General features: G+C 71.6%; 15 protein-coding genes. 7 read left to right on the forward strand and 8 right to left on the reverse strand.

The window, feature by feature from the left end; translation table 11 throughout:
- Positions 1-5 precede the first annotated feature (5 nt).
- Positions 6-605: a TetR/AcrR family transcriptional regulator gene (locus tag ACVW07_RS10975; protein WP_456819283.1), complete on the forward strand. Its 600-nt coding sequence runs from the start codon at positions 6-8 to the stop codon at positions 603-605.
- Positions 606-925: 320 nt separating this feature from the next.
- On the opposite strand, the gene ACVW07_RS10980 is transcribed toward ACVW07_RS10975, so the two are convergent.
- A complete protein-coding gene (locus tag ACVW07_RS10980; protein ID WP_456819284.1) occupies positions 926-1,312 on the reverse strand; it encodes a hypothetical protein in 387 nt (128 codons plus the stop codon).
- 413 nt (positions 1,313-1,725) lie between these two features.
- On the opposite strand from ACVW07_RS10980, the gene ACVW07_RS10985 reads away from it, so the two are divergent.
- Complete coding sequence (locus ACVW07_RS10985) at positions 1,726-1,929, forward strand: hypothetical protein (protein ID WP_456819285.1); 204 nt, start codon at positions 1,726-1,728, stop codon at positions 1,927-1,929.
- Between the two features lie 94 nt (positions 1,930-2,023).
- Here the strand turns inward: ACVW07_RS10985 and ACVW07_RS10990 are convergent, their stop codons facing one another.
- The 4 genes from ACVW07_RS10990 to istA all read right to left on the reverse strand — a co-directional run bounded on the left by ACVW07_RS10990 (position 2,024) and on the right by istA (position 4,804).
- Positions 2,024-2,545, reverse strand: coding sequence for an AAA family ATPase (locus ACVW07_RS10990; RefSeq protein ID WP_456819286.1), 522 nt, complete (start codon positions 2,543-2,545; stop codon positions 2,024-2,026).
- The gene (locus tag ACVW07_RS10995; RefSeq protein ID WP_456819287.1) at positions 2,542-2,721 is read right to left on the reverse strand and encodes a DUF7662 domain-containing protein; all 180 of its coding nucleotides are present in this window, start codon (positions 2,719-2,721) and stop codon (positions 2,542-2,544) included. The genes ACVW07_RS10990 and ACVW07_RS10995 overlap by 4 nt, the downstream gene beginning before the upstream one ends.
- Positions 2,722-2,789: 68 nt before the next feature.
- Positions 2,790-3,578 (reverse strand): IS21-like element helper ATPase IstB, encoded by a 789-nt coding sequence (istB, locus tag ACVW07_RS11000; RefSeq protein ID WP_456819288.1) that lies wholly within the window; start codon positions 3,576-3,578, stop codon positions 2,790-2,792.
- Complete coding sequence (gene istA / locus ACVW07_RS11005) at positions 3,578-4,804, reverse strand: IS21 family transposase (protein WP_456819289.1); 1,227 nt, start codon at positions 4,802-4,804, stop codon at positions 3,578-3,580. Before istA ends, istB begins: the two co-directional genes overlap by 1 nt.
- A gap of 767 nt (positions 4,805-5,571) precedes the next feature.
- On the opposite strand from istA, the gene ACVW07_RS11010 reads away from it, so the two are divergent.
- On the forward strand, positions 5,572-6,483 hold the full coding sequence (locus ACVW07_RS11010) for an endonuclease domain-containing protein (RefSeq protein ID WP_456819290.1): 912 nt from the start codon (positions 5,572-5,574) through the stop codon (positions 6,481-6,483).
- A 235-nt stretch (positions 6,484-6,718) separates the two neighbouring features.
- Here the strand turns inward: ACVW07_RS11010 and ACVW07_RS11015 are convergent, their stop codons facing one another.
- Both ACVW07_RS11015 and dnaB read right to left on the reverse strand, forming a co-directional pair.
- On the reverse strand, positions 6,719-7,054 hold the full coding sequence (locus ACVW07_RS11015; RefSeq protein WP_456819291.1) for a hypothetical protein: 336 nt from the start codon (positions 7,052-7,054) through the stop codon (positions 6,719-6,721).
- 100 nt (positions 7,055-7,154) lie between these two features.
- Positions 7,155-9,476 carry a replicative DNA helicase gene (gene dnaB, locus ACVW07_RS11020; RefSeq protein WP_456821066.1) on the reverse strand — a complete coding sequence of 774 codons (2,322 nt, stop codon included), beginning with the start codon at positions 9,474-9,476 and terminating at the stop codon, positions 7,155-7,157.
- 329 nt (positions 9,477-9,805) lie between these two features.
- On the opposite strand from dnaB, the gene ACVW07_RS11025 reads away from it, so the two are divergent.
- Complete coding sequence (locus ACVW07_RS11025) at positions 9,806-11,149, forward strand: MATE family efflux transporter (protein ID WP_456819292.1); 1,344 nt, start codon at positions 9,806-9,808, stop codon at positions 11,147-11,149.
- A gap of 53 nt (positions 11,150-11,202) precedes the next feature.
- Here the strand turns inward: ACVW07_RS11025 and ACVW07_RS11030 are convergent, their stop codons facing one another.
- Entirely contained in the window at positions 11,203-11,817 is a 615-nt protein-coding gene (locus ACVW07_RS11030; RefSeq protein ID WP_456819293.1) for a TetR/AcrR family transcriptional regulator, read from the reverse strand.
- A gap of 130 nt (positions 11,818-11,947) precedes the next feature.
- Between ACVW07_RS11030 and ACVW07_RS11035 the strand changes: the two genes are divergently transcribed.
- The 3 genes from ACVW07_RS11035 to ACVW07_RS11045 all read left to right on the forward strand — a co-directional run bounded on the left by ACVW07_RS11035 (position 11,948) and on the right by ACVW07_RS11045 (position 15,861).
- Positions 11,948-12,643: an ABC transporter ATP-binding protein gene (locus ACVW07_RS11035; protein ID WP_456819294.1), complete on the forward strand. Its 696-nt coding sequence runs from the start codon at positions 11,948-11,950 to the stop codon at positions 12,641-12,643.
- The gene (locus ACVW07_RS11040; protein WP_456819295.1) at positions 12,640-15,111 is read left to right on the forward strand and encodes an FtsX-like permease family protein; all 2,472 of its coding nucleotides are present in this window, start codon (positions 12,640-12,642) and stop codon (positions 15,109-15,111) included. The genes ACVW07_RS11035 and ACVW07_RS11040 overlap by 4 nt, the downstream gene beginning before the upstream one ends.
- A gap of 519 nt (positions 15,112-15,630) precedes the next feature.
- Positions 15,631-15,861 carry a hypothetical protein gene (locus ACVW07_RS11045; protein ID WP_456819296.1) on the forward strand — a complete coding sequence of 77 codons (231 nt, stop codon included), beginning with the start codon at positions 15,631-15,633 and terminating at the stop codon, positions 15,859-15,861.
- Positions 15,862-16,015 lie beyond the last annotated feature (154 nt).

Genomic DNA, 16,015 nt, shown 5'->3' on the forward strand with positions numbered 1-16,015 from the left:
GACGCGTGGCCGCACCTGAGAGCACCGTCGGTGCACGACGCTCTGGCGCCGAGACGCGCAGTGCGATCCAACGCGCGGCGCTCGAGCTCTTCACGACACAGGGGTACCAGGCCACCTCGATGCGTGAGATCGCGGACGCGCTGGGCATCAAGAAGGCGTCCCTCTACTACCACTTCGCCGGCAAGGACGACATCGTCCGGTCCCTGTTCGTCGAACGGGGTCACGAGGCCGAGGCCCTTCTCGAGTGGATCGCAGACCAGCCCAGGACACCCGACCTACCGAAGGCCGCCGTGCTCCGGTGGGTCGACACCTTCTCCACCGACAAGCTCCGCGGGATCCGATTCGTCGGCGCCAACCCGCTGCTGATGAGCGCGATAGCGGGGCAGTCCGCTGATCGGATCGGCTCGGCTCTCACAGCGCTCGTCGACGCACTGGCCCCACTCTTGCCAGACGGCCGCCCCGACAACGTCCTCCAGCTGCGCATGGCTCTGCTGAGCATCAACGCTGCCGTCTATGCAGCCGCCGGTGACGACTTCACCGAAGGCGACATCGTCGCCGCCGCGCGCCACAACGCGACCGCCGTGATGGATTCACTACGCCGCTGAGCCCCGACATCGCTCTCAGCCACCACGAACTCGCAGATCGACACCCTCGGAAGTCCTCGACCTCCACCCCGGGACCGCCACGCCAACGCTTGCTACACCCTCATCCGTGATGAGCCGGTTTGGTCCGCGCAGCACAGCGAGCTGCGGGTGGCCCCGATCTCCTCGCATTGCCGGCGTGGCTGCGTGCGACGGACCCGGCAGACCCGGACCCGAACCGGGCCGTGTGCGGGTGGCCGTTCGTCGACGCTGTGCAGCAGGGCCGACAGGGTCGCGGCTACGTACGACCCAGCGCCGTATGAGGGCCGGCCGCCGACCCGGCTTCAGCCTGAGAGCAGCCGACCGAACGTCGAGGCGTCACCCTCGAACGGCCGGAGACGCTCCGGGGCGGGGAACGGCAGGACGTAGCTGGCGGTCACCACGTCCACCGCGCCGAAGTCGTCGACCTTCACGACGACGCGCTCGGGCGTCACCTCGACGATGCGGACGCGCTGACGGGTGCCGTCGGGCAGGTCGAGCTGGTACAGGTCGGCCAGCCAGTGCAGGCCGCGCTCCTCGAGCGCCTCCTCGGCGGCGAGCCAGTCGACGGTGCCCGTGATCTCGCGACCGAGTGCGTCGACGGCCACGAAGCCGCCACCGTCGGGACGGATCCAGCCGAGGCGCTCGCGGTCGCCGGGGCGGCGGTGCTCGATCCAGCTCTCAGGAGGCATCGGCCGAGCGTAGCGACGAGCCCCCGCGGTCCCGCCACGGATATCAGCTCGGCGCCCGCACGCGCCGATGCTGACCGGCGCGAAGAGATTGACGACGTTGCCCGGTGCGCAGCTCGGCGAACAGTGGGTGCAGCCGGACGGCGGCCGCGCCGGTCACCCTCTGGTAGAAGGCGACGAGAGCGTCGACGTCGTGGTGATGATGCGGGTGGCGGTGAGCTGCACGGCGTCCGGCCCGGCGGAACACGCTCTGGGCAGCTGCCGTCGAGCGACCCGCCTGAGTCCCTCGAGCCCTCAGAGCGCCTCTCCAACTCGCGATCGTCGTGACCGTGGGCCATGATCCGGGGGCTTTCGAATCACCGAGAGCATCAGACCCTCCGGCAGTCTCGCCGGTCCCCCTCTCCCTTGGAGTGCTCATGCTTGCGCTCGTCTCTGCCGCGATCTTCGCCCTCGCCCTGCTCCTCGACCTCGTCGACGCGAACGTCGGAGACGCTCTGACCCCACAGACGCTGATGTTTGCCGGTCTGTTCTTCCTCGCGCTGCACCTGGGAGGGGTCGGCGGCGCGTCGCCGGTGAACGGCGGCTGGCGGGGGCGTGGGGGGAGTTCCCGCCGGCGGTAGGGGCCCGTACCACCCGCTCCCGTCATCACGCCGGAACGCGCCAAGAGGTCACGGGCCCTGTGCGCTGCGCCGTCGTCAGCGAGCTCTGGGCGATTCAGTGCTGCTCGACCAGCGAAGCCTGAACCGCAGTCGCGACCTCGTCACAGCTGAGGGCGTCGGTGTCGATGACCGGCCCTCGTTCGGCCAGTGACGACGCGACGGCTTCGTACCGGCTCAACTGCCCAAGTCGCCAGTCTGTGGCGCCGGGGTCGTCCGTGTCGGCCGCGATCCGCCGTCGGAGCGCATCGCTCGACCCGTGGAGGGTGACGTGCCGGAGCTCCAGGCCGCGCCCCCGCAGACCGCTCAGGATCTCGTCGGCGTACTCGGGTGCGAGGAGAGTCATCGGGACGACAACGGTGGAGGCGCTACGTGCTCGCCGTGCGACCCCCCGGATCGTTCCGCGCCGCCATGCGCGCAGATCCTGGAAATCGCCTCGGCGGAAGACCCCGATGGTCCGTTGAAGGACCCCACCCAGACGTTCTGGGTCGTACTGCTGTGCGCCAGGCTCCCGGCGGAGAAGCTCGGCTGCCGTTGACGACTTACCCACACCAAAAGGGCCGTTGAGCCAGAGAATCATTCGTCGACCCTCACGGGGGCCGCGTACGTCCCACCGACCTGGCCCACCTCGAGCCTCACCCACTGATGGTCCAGCGAAACTGCGTCCACGTGCCATCCAGCGGCTCGCCATGCGCGCGCCTCGACCTTCGAGCCGTTCGACCACCACTGGCGCAGCTTGTACGCCGACGCCGGCAACCTGTCAACGACGGCTGAAGACGAACCCCCTGTCGACGGGCGAAAGTGAACCCCTCTCGTTGGTGTGGTCAGTCGGTGGTGGCCGCGGGTGGGCGGCCGAGGTCGCGGTTCTTGAGGCGGTAGGAGTCGCCTTTGAGGGCGATGACGTCGGCGTGGTGGACGAGCCGGTCGATCATGGCGGCGGCGACGGTGTCGTCGCCGAAGACCTCGCCCCAGCGTCCGAACGGCTTGTTCGAGGTGACGATCAGCGAGGCACGTTCGTAGCGAGCCGAGACGAGCTGGAAGAACAGGTTCGCAGCTTCGGGCTCGAACGGGATGTAGCCGACCTCGTCGATGACGATCAGCGGGTAGCGGCCCAGGCGGCGTAGCTCGTCTTGCAGGCGCCCGTCGTGGTGCGCGGTCGCGAGCCGGTCGACCCACTGCGAGGCGGTCGCGAACAGGACCCGGTGACCGGCTTGGCAGGCGCGGACCGCGATCCCGGTCGCGAGGTGGGTCTTGCCGGTCCCAGGTGGGCCGAGGAACACCACGTTCTCCCGGGCGGTCACGAAGTCCAGGGTTCCGAGGTGGGCGATCTGGTCGCGGGGCAGGCCGCGGGCGTGCTCGAAGTCGAAGTCCTCCAACGACTTGCGGGACGGAAACCTCGCGGCCCGGATGCGTCCCTCGCCGCCGTGGGCCTCGCGGGCGGCGACCTCGCGTTGCAGGCAGGCGGCGAGGAACTCTTCGTGGGACCAGGACTCGGCCCGGGCCCGTTCGGCGAGCCGGTCGACGGCCTCACGCAAGCTCGGTGCCTTCAGCGCGCGGGTGAGGTAGGCCAGTTCGCTGCTCACGTCCCGGGCCGGGGACTTCACCGGGCTCATCACGCCACGTCCGTCAGGCCGAACGCCGCGTCGTAGGCGCTCAGGTCACGCTGCTCGACGTCGTCGACCGGCGCGGGTGCCGAGCGGCGAACGGCAGCGGCGGCGGACATCGCCAACGCTGCTTGCCGGTGGGCGGGGTCGGTGATCGTCTGCCACCGCGCCCAGCAGCGCGGATGGGTCGCCACGACCTTGGTGCCCAGCCGGACGGTGACCTGCTGCAGGTCGGCGACGACGTCGACGAACCGGCCGACCGCGACCGGGTCGACCGAGTAGTCGTTGGAGCCGAGGCGCACGTAGTGATCGCGCGGCAACCTGACCCGGGTGCGCCAACCCAGCTCAGGGACCACCGGCGGCAGCGTGAGCATCGCCGCCCGGTCGACCTGCCAGCGATCCTGCGGCCGGCAGCCCAACGCTCGATGCTGACGAGCGTTCGCCAGGACGAGCCAGTCGACCAGCTGGGTGTTGAAGTCGTCCGGGCCGGTGAACGTGCGCCCGGGCAGGAACGAGGTCTCCAGATAGCCGTTCGCCCGCTCGACCAGGCCCTTGGCCTCCGGGTCCCGCGGCCGGCACTGATGCACCCCGATCCCGAGCATCCCGCGGAACGCCTCGAAGTCGTCAGTCAGCTTCGGCTTGCCGGCCCGCCAGGACCCGACCGCGGCCTCGTTGTCCCAGACCAACTCCCTGGGGACTGCGCCCATGCGCTGCAGCAGGACCCAGTGCCCGGCGATCAGGTCCGGTGACAGCCGTGACGGCAGCATGATCGCGAACGTCATCCGCGAGTAGCCCGCGACCATCACCAGCACCGGCGGTGAGCCGACCTGCCCGGCGCCCAGTGCCACGTCGACCGGTGGAAACCACAGGTCGCACTGCACCCGCGCCCCAGCCTCGTAGGTGGTGCGCGTGGCCGGGTCCGGCGGCAGGTAGTACGGGCGCAGCACCCGCACCCGGTCCTTGAGCACGGTCAACGAGTGCTGCCAACCGATCCGCTGCGCGATCACCGTCGCCGGCATCGTCGGGCACGAGACCAGCAGCCCACGGATCAGTGGTTCAACCTCGTCGACCAGCGAGCCTCTCGCCGGGCGCTCGTACTTCGGCGGCGCGTCACGAGCCAACGCCCGCCGCACCGCGTTCCTCGAGACTCGCAGCTTGCGGGCGATCGCCTTGATCGCCATGCCCTCGACCCGTTGCAGCCTACGGATCTCCGCCCAGTCCTCCACGGTCATCACCCTCCTCAGCGTCGCCGAGGGGGTCCGTGTTCATCCGACGCCACGGGGTTAGTTTTCACGCGTCGCCGACACAACCCGTCGACCAGTGCCGCCACCTCGTCGAACGTCATCTCCAACGACGTCAATCCACTGGCAGCTACACGCTCGAGCTCGACGCGCAACGGCTCGTACTTGGTCACACCCCACACCCTGGCACGGCACGGCTGGGCGGACGGCGCAGAACGTCAAGCCTGAGCCCGCTGAGACGAGAGCCGTCGCTGCCGGTGCCGTCGGGCGGATCCGTCGTTGCCTCGGCCTGGAGTCCGTGCCCGCCAGTCAGCCAGTTGCCTGCGCCCCTTCGTACAGGATCCGGAACGCGTCGCGGACCCTTGCCACGTCATCCGGGTTGCGGAGCATTCGCCGGAGCGGGAAGCGTCCCAAAGAGGCTCGGATGCGCGAACGATGGCTTCTGCAGCGGCCGTGTCAACGCCGAGTGCGGCTCTGACTGCCGCGACGACCTCACGCCGAGAGTCGGGGGGTAGATCGTCGAGAGGATCCACGACGCGAGAGTAGGCGGTCGGCAGACGGATCAGGAGGACGAATCAGGCTCGCCCAAGACCCGAGCGACGGCGAGCATGCCGCTGAGCGCGTCGCGGTCCTGCTGCTGGGTCCGCAGTATCGGCGCCCCCCGCCGACGTGCTCAAATGCCGCGACCTCGATGCCCGCGCGCAGACGGTTTCGAAGCCCGGCATCGCTAGCGTGTCGGACCAGCCTGCTCTACTCGGCTCGTGCTCCCGTTCCCTGTGCCGCCGATCGCCACGCACACCTCGACCGACCTCGGGGACCAGGGCTCACGCGTGGCAGTTCCCGCGCTCGCCTGGGACGACCTGCCCGCGCACCGGCGCCTGACGTTGGTGTGGTACCTGGCCGCGACGTCCCAAGCCCGGTCATTGCGCCACAGCGACCAGCCGTGCCCCGTGGGACGGCTTGGTCAAGGCACGTATCCGAAGAACCCGAGCGCCGTTCGCGGCACGGACGGCCGGTTTCACCTTCTCGAGGCAGGATCGGACTCCCCGTGCGGCGTCGCGCACCACAACCAGTGGTGCCACTGGTCGTCGAACGGACACGACTACCGCATCCAGCCACCTCCCCTCGATGCGGCAGGCAGCGCCGAGTGGACGCACGGCTCCGTGGACGTCCGGTGGCCGGTGAAGCTGACCGGCGAGACACGGGAACCGGCGGCGGTCGAACGTATCGCGCGCTGCCCGGTCCACGCCCCGTTCTGGCCGCCGCCGATCACTGTCGGCGTGTTGGGGCCGATTCGCGCGACGCTCGTGGAACGGTTCGGAGCGCAATGCGCAGCCTGCAAGTCGTGCCTGGCCGTGTTCGTCGACCACGATGCCGTCTCGGGGCTGGCGCGCGGCTATTTGTGCCGCGACTGCAACACCCAGGTCGAAGCGTGCCTCCACGTCACCGGATGCATCTTCGCCGACTACCTCAACCAGCCCCCAGGCTCCGATCTGGGGCTGCGCTACCCCCGCAACACCGACCCGGGGCGGCTCGCGCGGGCCAGGGCGTTGCTCGCCGACTCCCCCGACCTGCTGGCGCTGCTCGACGCCGCCGTCGCGCGCCGCCCGAATCCGCGATCACGCCAAGCCGCACCGCCGCACGCCGTCGGTGCCGACAGTTCAGTCCCATGACGCCAAGACCAAGGATGCACACCGGACGGCGGCGTCCTGTGCCGTCGCCTCGGCGCATGGTCCTGAGTCGGTGACGACACCGAACGCGGCCGGACCACGTGCACCAAGTGCTCGGTGAACGTGTCGGCACGACATGCGACGACGCCGGCGAGTTGCTTGAAGTCATCGCCGCGTCACGGACCGGTTCGTGCTGGACCGGGGCGCACACGGCGCTGCACGCGCCGAAGCCGGTCCCTTAGGTCGTGGCCCACCCGTCAGCGAGCGAGACGCCTCGGCTCAGCTCCGCGTTGCGGATGACCGCGAGCATGCGGCGCCGGTCGAGCTCGTCGACCATCTCCACTCCGTCCGCCACTGCCTGCAAGGCGATGTCCAAGGCTTGGTACGCCCGGTAGCGCGAGATGTCCCGCACCGTCGCGATCACGCGTTCGTCAGCGGGGTTGCCGTGCACGAGGCTGTTGCGCACTCGTGAGGCACGGTGTGCGAGCGTGGCGCCTGCAGTGCGGCCCACGATCCGGTCGAGCTCCGGTTGCGCCAGGTCTTGCCAGTCGACCTTGCCGGAGATCCCAGGCATCGCCTCCCGAATCCCCACGGTTGAGTGCATATACCACAAATCCGTGTGCAACGCATGAGGCCGGCCGTGCAATGTAGGGCCCCGGTCTACACTCATGAAACTACGCCTGCATGTCCACGAACCGCGAGTAATGACCTTGAAAGGCGACGACGAGGGTGTCGGTCGGGCCATTTCGGTGCTTGGCGACAATGACATCCGCCTCACCGGCCCGAGGTGATTCCTTTTCGTACGCATCCTCGCGGTGCAGAAGAATAACAATGTCGGCATCTTGTTCGATGCTGCCCGATTCACGAAGGTCGCTCATCTGCGGCCGCTTGTCGGTCCGCTGCTCCGCACCACGGTTCAGCTGCGAGATGGCGATGACGGGGACCTCGAGCTCCTTGGCCAGCAGCTTGAGCGCGCGGGAGAACTCCGAGACCTCCTGCTGACGGGACTCGACGCGCTTGCCCGACGTCATCAGCTGGAGGTAGTCGATGACCACCAGCTTCAGGTCGTGCTTCTGCTTGAGCCGCCGGCACTTGGCGCGGATCTCCATGAGCGACATGTTGGGCGAGTCGTCGATGAACAGCGGCGCCTCGGAGATCTTTCCCATCGTCGCGGCGATCTTCGCCCAGTCGTCCTCGCCCATCTGACCGGTGCGCAGCTTCTGCAGGTGCACGCGCGCCTCGGCGGACAGCAGTCGCATGGTGATCTCGTTGCGGCTCATCTCGAGCGAGAACACGACTGACGTCATGCCGTGCTTGATTGACGCGGATCGAACAATGTCGATACCCATCGTCGAGTTGTGCGTGGGGATCATCGAGCGGCTCGCAAGGTACAGGTGCGATGCGTGGTCGATCTGCACGCAACGCACGGGCTCGCTCTCGATGGGCTCCACCGACACGATGAAGCGCTCAGTGAGCCGCGGCGTCGACACCCGGCGGCGTTCCTTGTGGACGAGTCGCTTGCGCTCGAGCGCGAACACGTCGTCATCCGTCGTGAACGTGAGCGTGAAGCAGGTGGACGACGCGGCAGAACGCCCGCGGACCGTCTTCGTCGACCAGCCCGTCCGGTACCCGAGCGAGTGCACGAGCTCGCGGACGTCGTTGGCCAGCCGCTCACTCGTCAGAGCGATCTGCACCGACCCGCTCGGGTTCACGGTGCCGTCGGTGTCGAGCAGGCCGGAGAGCAGGTCCCGCCGCTGCGCCTCGCTCGCACGGAGGTAGGCGGCGGGGATGCGACCCGCGACAGAACCCTCGGGGGCCACGCGGCTGTGGGTGCCGCGGCCCTCGATCCGCATCGCGATCTCCGGGTCGGCGCTCGTGATCCGCCCGGAGGCTGAGTGGCCGTCGCCGAGCCACACGCCCAGGACGTACGGGTCGACGAGGAGGTCCGCCTCGGGCAGTCGTAAGGCCTGCGCCGTGTCGACCGAGTGGTTGGCGCGCCGGTCGGCCGTCGCGCACCGCACGGTCGAGTGGATCTCCTCCGTGGTCCGAACGGCCGGCAACCCTCGGTCCTGGCGGCGGCGGTCAGCGCGCGTGCGGGTCTCCCACTGGTGCTGTGCGTCCGCGACGATCGTCGTTCCGTCGTCGAACGTGACGCGGTAGCACGGCCGATCGGTCATGACCGGCGTCGCGGCGACGACGCGGGTCGGGGTGCCGTCAGCGGAGAGGAGCAGGTCGCCGACCTGCACCTCGCCCATCGTGGTCCAGCCCGTCGGCGTGACCAGCGGGGTGTCGAGCGCGAGGGCCTTGCCGATGGCCGGGCGGGCGGCCAGCACCACCATCTGCCCCGGGTGCAGCCCGTTGGTCAGCCGGTCGAGGTCGGAGAACCCGGTCGGCACCCCGATCATCCCCTCGCCGCGGTGCCCGGCGGCCTCGATCTCGTCGACGGCCCCGCCGATGATGTCGCCGAGGATCAGGTAGTCCTCGGACGTGCGACGCTCGGTGACGGCGTACACCTCGGCCTGGGCGTTGTTGACGATGTCGTCGACGTCGCCGCCGTCGGTGCCGTACCCGAGCTGCACGATGCGGGTGCCCGCCTCGACGAGCTTGCGGAGCACGGCCCGCTCGCGCACGATCCGCGCGTAGTACCCCGCGTTCGCGGCGGTCGGGACGGACGAGATGAGGGTGTGCAGGTAGGGGGCGCCGCCGATGCGGCCGATCTCGCCGCGCTTGGTCAGCTCGTCGGCGACCGTGATGGCGTCGGCGGGCTCGCCGCGGCCGTACAGGTCGAGGATCGCGTCGTAGACGACCTCGTGGGCGGGGCGGTAGAAGTCGGTGCCGCGGAGCTGCTCGACGACGTCGGCGATCGCGTCCTTCGAGATCATCATGCCGCCGAGCACGCTGCGCTCGGCGTCGAGGTCCTGCGGCGGGGTGCGATCGAAGGCGGGACCGCCACGGCCCGGGTCGCGTCCGGGGTCACGGCCCACCTCGGGCGGCATCCCGTACTCGACATCCTCGATCGTCACTGCTTCCCCCGTCGTCGTCCGTCGAACACATGTTCCATGGGGGGTCCGACATCCACGCCCGCACGCCTCGCACCCGCGACGCTAGAGGCAGCCGGACGGAGGTCCAAACGCTGGAGCGGGACCCTGTGGGAGCCTGGCCCGGATCTGTGGACGGGCACCACCCTGGTTGTGCGTGCCCCTGTGGATGAGGTCCGAAACTGTCCACAGGCCGTGGACAGCGGTGTGGACGACGCCCGGATCGGTGGACGTCCGGGCCGGTCCCGGGCCCATCCGCTGTGCACTGCCTGTGGACGCGAGAAAGGTTGGCGGAGATTTCATCTGTCGGACATCCCCGGTCCAGCGTCGACCGCCAGATACTGGCGCTCGCCGTCCCCGCCCTCGGCGCCCTCGTCGCGGAGCCCTTGTTCGTGCTCGTCGACTCCGCCGTGGTCGGGCACCTCGGCACGGCCCCGCTGGCCGGCCTGGCGCTCGCGTCGACCCTCCTCGTCACCGTCGTCGGCGTGTGCGTGTTCCTCGCCTACGCGACGACGGCCGCGGTGTCGCGACGGCTCGGGGCGGGGGACCGGGCCGCCGCGATGCAGGTCGGCATGGACGGCATGTGGCTCGGCCTCGGCCTCGGCGCGGTGCTGGGCGCCGCGACGTGGCTGACGGCCCCGTGGCTGGTCACGGCGCTGGGTGCGGACGGCGCGGTCGCCGACCAGGCCGTCACCTACCTGCGGTGGTCGGCCCCCGGCCTGCCGGGCATGCTGCTGGTCCTGGCGTCGACGGGAGCGCTGCGCGGGCTGCAGGACACCCGCACCCCGCTCGGCGTGGCGACCGCGGGCGCGGTCGTGAACGCGGTGCTGAACGTGGTGCTCGTGTACGGCGCTCACCTGGGGATCGCCGGCTCCGGCCTGGGCACGGCGATCACGCAGCTCGCGATGGGTGCGGTCCTCGCCGCGGTCGTGGTCCGCGGCGCCCGGGCGGCGGGCGCGCGGATCTCACCGCATGCGGCCGGGCTGTGGGCGAACGCCCGGGCCGGTGCGCCGCTGTTCGTCCGGACGCTGTCGCTGCGGGCCGCGATCCTGCTCACCGTGTGGGTGGCGACGGGCCTCGGCGCGGTCGTCCTCGCTGGCCACCAGGTGGTCAACGCCGTCTGGGGGCTCGCGGCCTTCGCGCTCGACGCCCTCGCGATCGCTGCGCAGGCGCTCGTCGGGCACGCCCTGGGCGCCGCCGACGTCGCGCGGACGCGCGCGGTGCTCCGGCGGACTCTGCAGTGGGGCGTCGGAGCGGGGGCGACGCTCGGGCTGGTCGTCGGTGGTGCCTCCTGGGGGTACGTGCGGCTCTTCACGGCCGACGCCGACGTGCAGCATGCGGCCGTCGGCGCGCTCGTCGTCGCGGCGGTGACGATGCCGATGGCCGGCTGGGTGTTCGTGCTCGACGGTGTGCTGATCGGTGCGGGCGACGGGCGCTTCCTGGCGTGGGCCGGTGTGGTGACCCTGCTGGTGTACGTGCCGTTCGCGCTCGGCGTGCGGGCGTGGGCCCCGGAGGGCGCGGCCGGTCTGGCGTGGTTGTGGGGGGCGTTCGCGGGCGTGTTCATGCTCGCGCGCGCTGCCACGACGGGGTGGCGGGCCCGCGGCAGCGCGTGGATGGTGACGGGCGCGTAGAGGCTGTGGTCGGCCCGGCGTCCCCCGACGGAGCTCGGGCTGCGCCGCGGGCATCACGCCCGCGAGCGCCGCTGTCCGCCGTGGTCGCCGGCGCCGGCCGGCGGGGGGATCGCCGCCCGGACGCCGGGGGCCACGAGCGTCTGGAACATCAGGTCCATCTCCTCCGGCGTGCGCCGGAAGTCGTCGGCCACCCACCACGTGAGGGTCGCGACGAACGCCGAGACGACCGAGCTCGCCACCAGGTCGAGCGGCACCCGCAGCGGGTCCCCAGCTTCGGCGAGCGTCCGCAGATCGGCCCCGACCATCCGCAGCAGCATCGCCTCGATCTCACCGGCCACCCGCCGTCCGTCCCGGCGCCCCAGCACCGCGCGCACGGTCCCCTGCTCCTCCTGAACGTGCCGGAGCATCGGGAGACTGAACCGCAGCGGTCGCCGGCGGTCCACGCTGCCGGTCCCGGGGTCGCGCTCGAGCTCGGTGCGCAGGTCGGCGAGCATCTCATCGAGCAGCTCCGACTTGTCGGCGTAGTGCGAGTAGAACGTCGAGCGACCGATGTCGGCGCGTTCGATGAGGTCCTGGACGGTGACCGACTCGTAGCCCTTCTCGACCATGAGCGCCCCCATGGCGTCCCGGAGCGCGGCCCGGGTGCGTCGAACTCGGCGGTCGGCCATGGCGTGTCTCCGTACAGCTGGGCCGGGACTGTCCGGGAACGGACACCTGCGGCAGGTCTGTGGATGGTGCGCCGTCACCTGAACGGTACATCGTGTTCAGGAACGTACACCGAGTTCAGGAGTCCAGCCCATGAGCGATCGCATCCACGTCCGCGCCGTCAGCAAGTCCTACGGCTCCGGGTTCACCGCCCTGCACCCCACCGACCTGGACGTCGGGCCCGGGGAGCTGGTCACCGTCGTCGGACGGTCCGGCAGCGGGAAGACGACGCTGCTCCACCTGCTCTCCGGCATCGACCGGCCCACCTCCGGCGAGATCACCGTGGCCGGGGAACGGGTCGACCTGTTGCGCGGTTCGCGCCTCGCGTCCTGGCGGGGCCGCTCCATCGGGCTCGTCTTCCAGTTCTTCCAGCTCCTGCCCACCCTGACCGTGGCGGAGAACGTGATGCTGCCCATGGACTTCTGCGGGACGTACCCGGCGCGCGGACGACGCGCCCGGGCCACCGACCTGCTGGACCGGGTGGGCATCGCCGACCAGGCCGACAAGCTCCCCCAGTCCCTGTCCGGCGGGCAGCAGCAGCGCGCCGCCATCGCCCGCGCGCTCGCGAACGACCCGCCTGTCCTGCTCGCCGACGAGCCGACCGGCAACCTCGACCGCTCGACCGGCGACCTCGTGCTCGAGCTGTTCACGGACCTGGCCGCCGAGGGGCGGACCATCGTCATGGTCACACACGAGCGCGACGTGTCCCGGTTCGCGAACCGTCAGGTCACGCTCGCCGACGGCCGCATCGTGCCGGCCGAGCGCGCCGACGTGGCGGCAGCCCGATGAGCGCCCCGATGGGCGCCCCGGCGAGTGCCCCGACGGCCCGCTCGGCCGCCGGGCGGCCGGTGCGCCCGCGCTGGCGCAAGATCGCGCGGGACGTCCGGCTCGCCCGCCTGCGCGTGCTGGGCATGGTCGTCGCGATCGCCGTCAGCGTGACCCTGGTTGCGGCGTTCCTCAGTGCCCAGGCGATCCTGCGGCGCGAGATCACGGCGAACTACCTGGCCGGCAACCCCGCGTCGGCCACCCTGCACGTGCCCGCCGGCGTCACCGCGCAGGACGTCGCGGCAGCGACCGCCCAGCCGGGCGTGACGGACGCCGTCGCCCGGGGCACGGTCCTGGTCCGCGTCCGGGTCGGGGACGGCGGGTGGCAGCCGCTCCTCCTGTTCGTCAGCGCCCCCGACGACCCGCGCCGGCTCAGCCGAGCGGCCGTCGAGGAGGGGACCTGGCCCCCGGACCCGCACGGCGTGCTCCTCGAACGCACCGCCCTGCCCTACCTCGGCGTCCGCACCGGCGACCAGCTCCAGGTCCGCATGCCGGGCGGCGCCGACACGACGATGACGGTCGCCGGCTCCGTGCACGACCCGGGCGTCGCGCCCGCAGCCCAGGAACGGACCGCGTACGGCCAGATCACGTCGGACGCGCTGGCGACGCTCGGCGGCACGGGACCGGTCCTCACCGAGCTGAAGATCGCCGTCGGGGACGGCGACGGCCCGAGCGGCGACCCTGCCGTGGTCGCGGCCACCGCCCAGCGGGTCGGCGCGGCCCTCGAGGCCTCCGGGCACCCGGTGGACGCCATCGACGTCCCGCCGCCGCTGCGGCACCCGCACTACGGGCAGATGGCCACGGTCGGCACCGTCCTGCTCGTGTTCGGCGTGGTCGCGCTGCTGCTCAGCTCGGTGCTCGTCGCGACGATGCTCGGCGGGATGCTCGCCGCGCAGGTCCGTCAGATCGGGGCGATGAAGGCCGTGGGCGCCCGCACCGGCCAGGTGCTCGGCATGTACCTGACGACGGCCGCGGCGATCGCACTGACCGCGACCTCGCTCGGGGTGTACCCCGGCCTGGTGCTGGGCCGCAGGATGGCCGCGACCGCCGGCGACCTGCTGAACCTCGACATGGGGCCGTCCTCGGTGCCCTCCTGGGTGGTGGCCACCGCCCTGCTGGCGGGTCTCGCGGTGCCGGTGCTCGTCAGCCTGCCGCCGCTGGTCAGCGCCAGCCGCCGGACCGTGCGCGAGACGATCGACGACCACGGCGGCGACCCCGCCGGCACCGTGGGACGGCTCGGCGCCCGGCTCGGCCGCCTGCCCGGGCTCGGCCGTACCGAGGTGATGGCCATCCGTGGCCTGGCCCGGCGCCCTACCCGGCTGGTGCTCGTCGTCGGCCTGCTGTCCGTCGCGGGCGTCGCCTTCCTGACCGGGCTCAACTCCGCGCGCTCCTGGGAGGTGCTCGCCGGGTCGGGCATCGAGAACCGGCACTACGACGCCGAGCTCCGGCTCGACGGCGACGCGCCGCCGGACGCCCTCGTCGCGGCCGCCCGCTCCGTCCCCGGCGTCCGCGACGCCGAGGCGTGGTTTCGGGTGCCGACGAGCGTCGCCGTGGACGGTCGGATCGACACCTCGCGCGTCTACCCCGATGACGGGCACGGCAGCTTCACGCTCATGGCGCCACCGCCCGGCACCCCGCTGATCACGCTCCCCGTGCGGTCCGGCCGGTGGCTGCTCGCCGACGACACCGACGCGGTCGTCCTCAACACCACCGCGGTCGCCCAGCAGGTCCCGGGAACGGCGGTCGGCGACAGGATCGCCCTGACGGTCGACGGCCGCACGACCCGGTGGCGCGTGGTGGGGATCGTCTCGGACTTCGGCACGCAGGGCGCGGCCTACGTCGCGCAGGCGGCCGCGCCCATCACGGGCGCGGGGATGGTCCGCATCGTCACCGAGGCGCACGACCCGGCCGGTCGCCGTCGCACGCTCGCGGCCGTCGAGCAGGCGCTCGACGACGCCGGCTTCCCCGTCGAGCAGGCCCTCACCACCGACGACCTGCGCTCGGCCCTCGACGGCCACGTGTTCGTGCTCGTCGAGGCGCTCGTCGCGATCTCGCTCCTCGTGGCGCTCGTCGCGCTCCTCGGGCTGGCGTCGGCGCTGAGCACGTCGGTCACCGAACGGACGCGGGAGATCGGCATCATGCAGGTCGTCGGCGCCACCGACCGGGCGGTCCGCGCTCTCGTGGTCACCGAGGGCGTGCTCGTCGGGCTCCTCGGCCTGGTCGTCGCGGCCGTGCTCGCACTGCCGGTGTCGGCGGCGTTCGGCACCTTCCTCGGCCGCAGCGCCTTCGGCCAGCCGCTGCCCCTGGCGATCGTGCCCGCCCCCGTCCTGCTCTGGACCGTCCTCACGCTCCTCGGCGCGACCCTCGCGTCGGCCGGTGCGGCCCGCCGCGCCTCCCTGCTCACCGTCCGCGACGCGCTCGCGGTCGTCTGACTCCCCGCCCCACCGAAACGGAGATCTGCCATGTCCCGTCGAAAGACGATCACCCTGTCCGTGCTGGCCGTCCTGCTCGTCCTGGTCACCGCCCACCTGACGATCCACGGGTTCGACATCGGGTCGCTCAACCCGCACGCCCGATGAGAGCCGGCCAGCAAATCAGTACCGCGATCCGCGCTCCTCGGGCAGGGTTCACCGGGCACACGCACATGGACGCCCCAGGAAGGAGGACCACGGTGAGCTGCTCGATCGATCGCCGGTCCCCCGACCGCGTCCTGCACGGCGAGCCGTCCCGCCACGCCATGCGGGCGACGCCCCGGAGAACCCCCACGAGCTGACCTGGTCCGCCAGGCCCGAGGGCCGTTCCCCGACCTGGGGGACGGCCCTCGTCGTCTCCCCGACGACGCGGGCGCAGGTGCCCCGCGGGCCTCATAGCCCCGCACGGAGAGGTTCGACTCCTCTGCCCGCGACCCCGTCCACCGCCCGCACAGCCCCGTTCCCCGGAAGGAGACCCCCATGGTCCGCATCGTCAACGACTCCCTCACCCCGCACCGCCGGGACCTCGCCGCCGACGAGCGACGGCGTGCCGAGCGACGGCTGGCCCGCCGGCAGGCCGCCAACCCGCTGCGCCGGGTGCTGCTCGCCTGCGAGACCGCCTACGTCCGCGACCCGGTCGCGGTGGTCGGCGACCACCTGTGGTGCGAGGCGCACGCCGACTTCGCCCGCGTCGTCGACGTCGTGGAGTAGCACGGGCGTCGCACCCGGCTCCGGCAGGTGCGGGCACGGCTCCGGCACCGTTCCTGTTGACGGACGGTGCCGGAGTCCCCACGATCGAGACGTCCGACGCTCCGACCTGGCTGAATGACCAGCCAGGCGGCCGCGGGCGTCGGCGCGGGAGGAT

Source organism: Cellulomonas sp. URHB0016 (assembly GCF_054057935.1).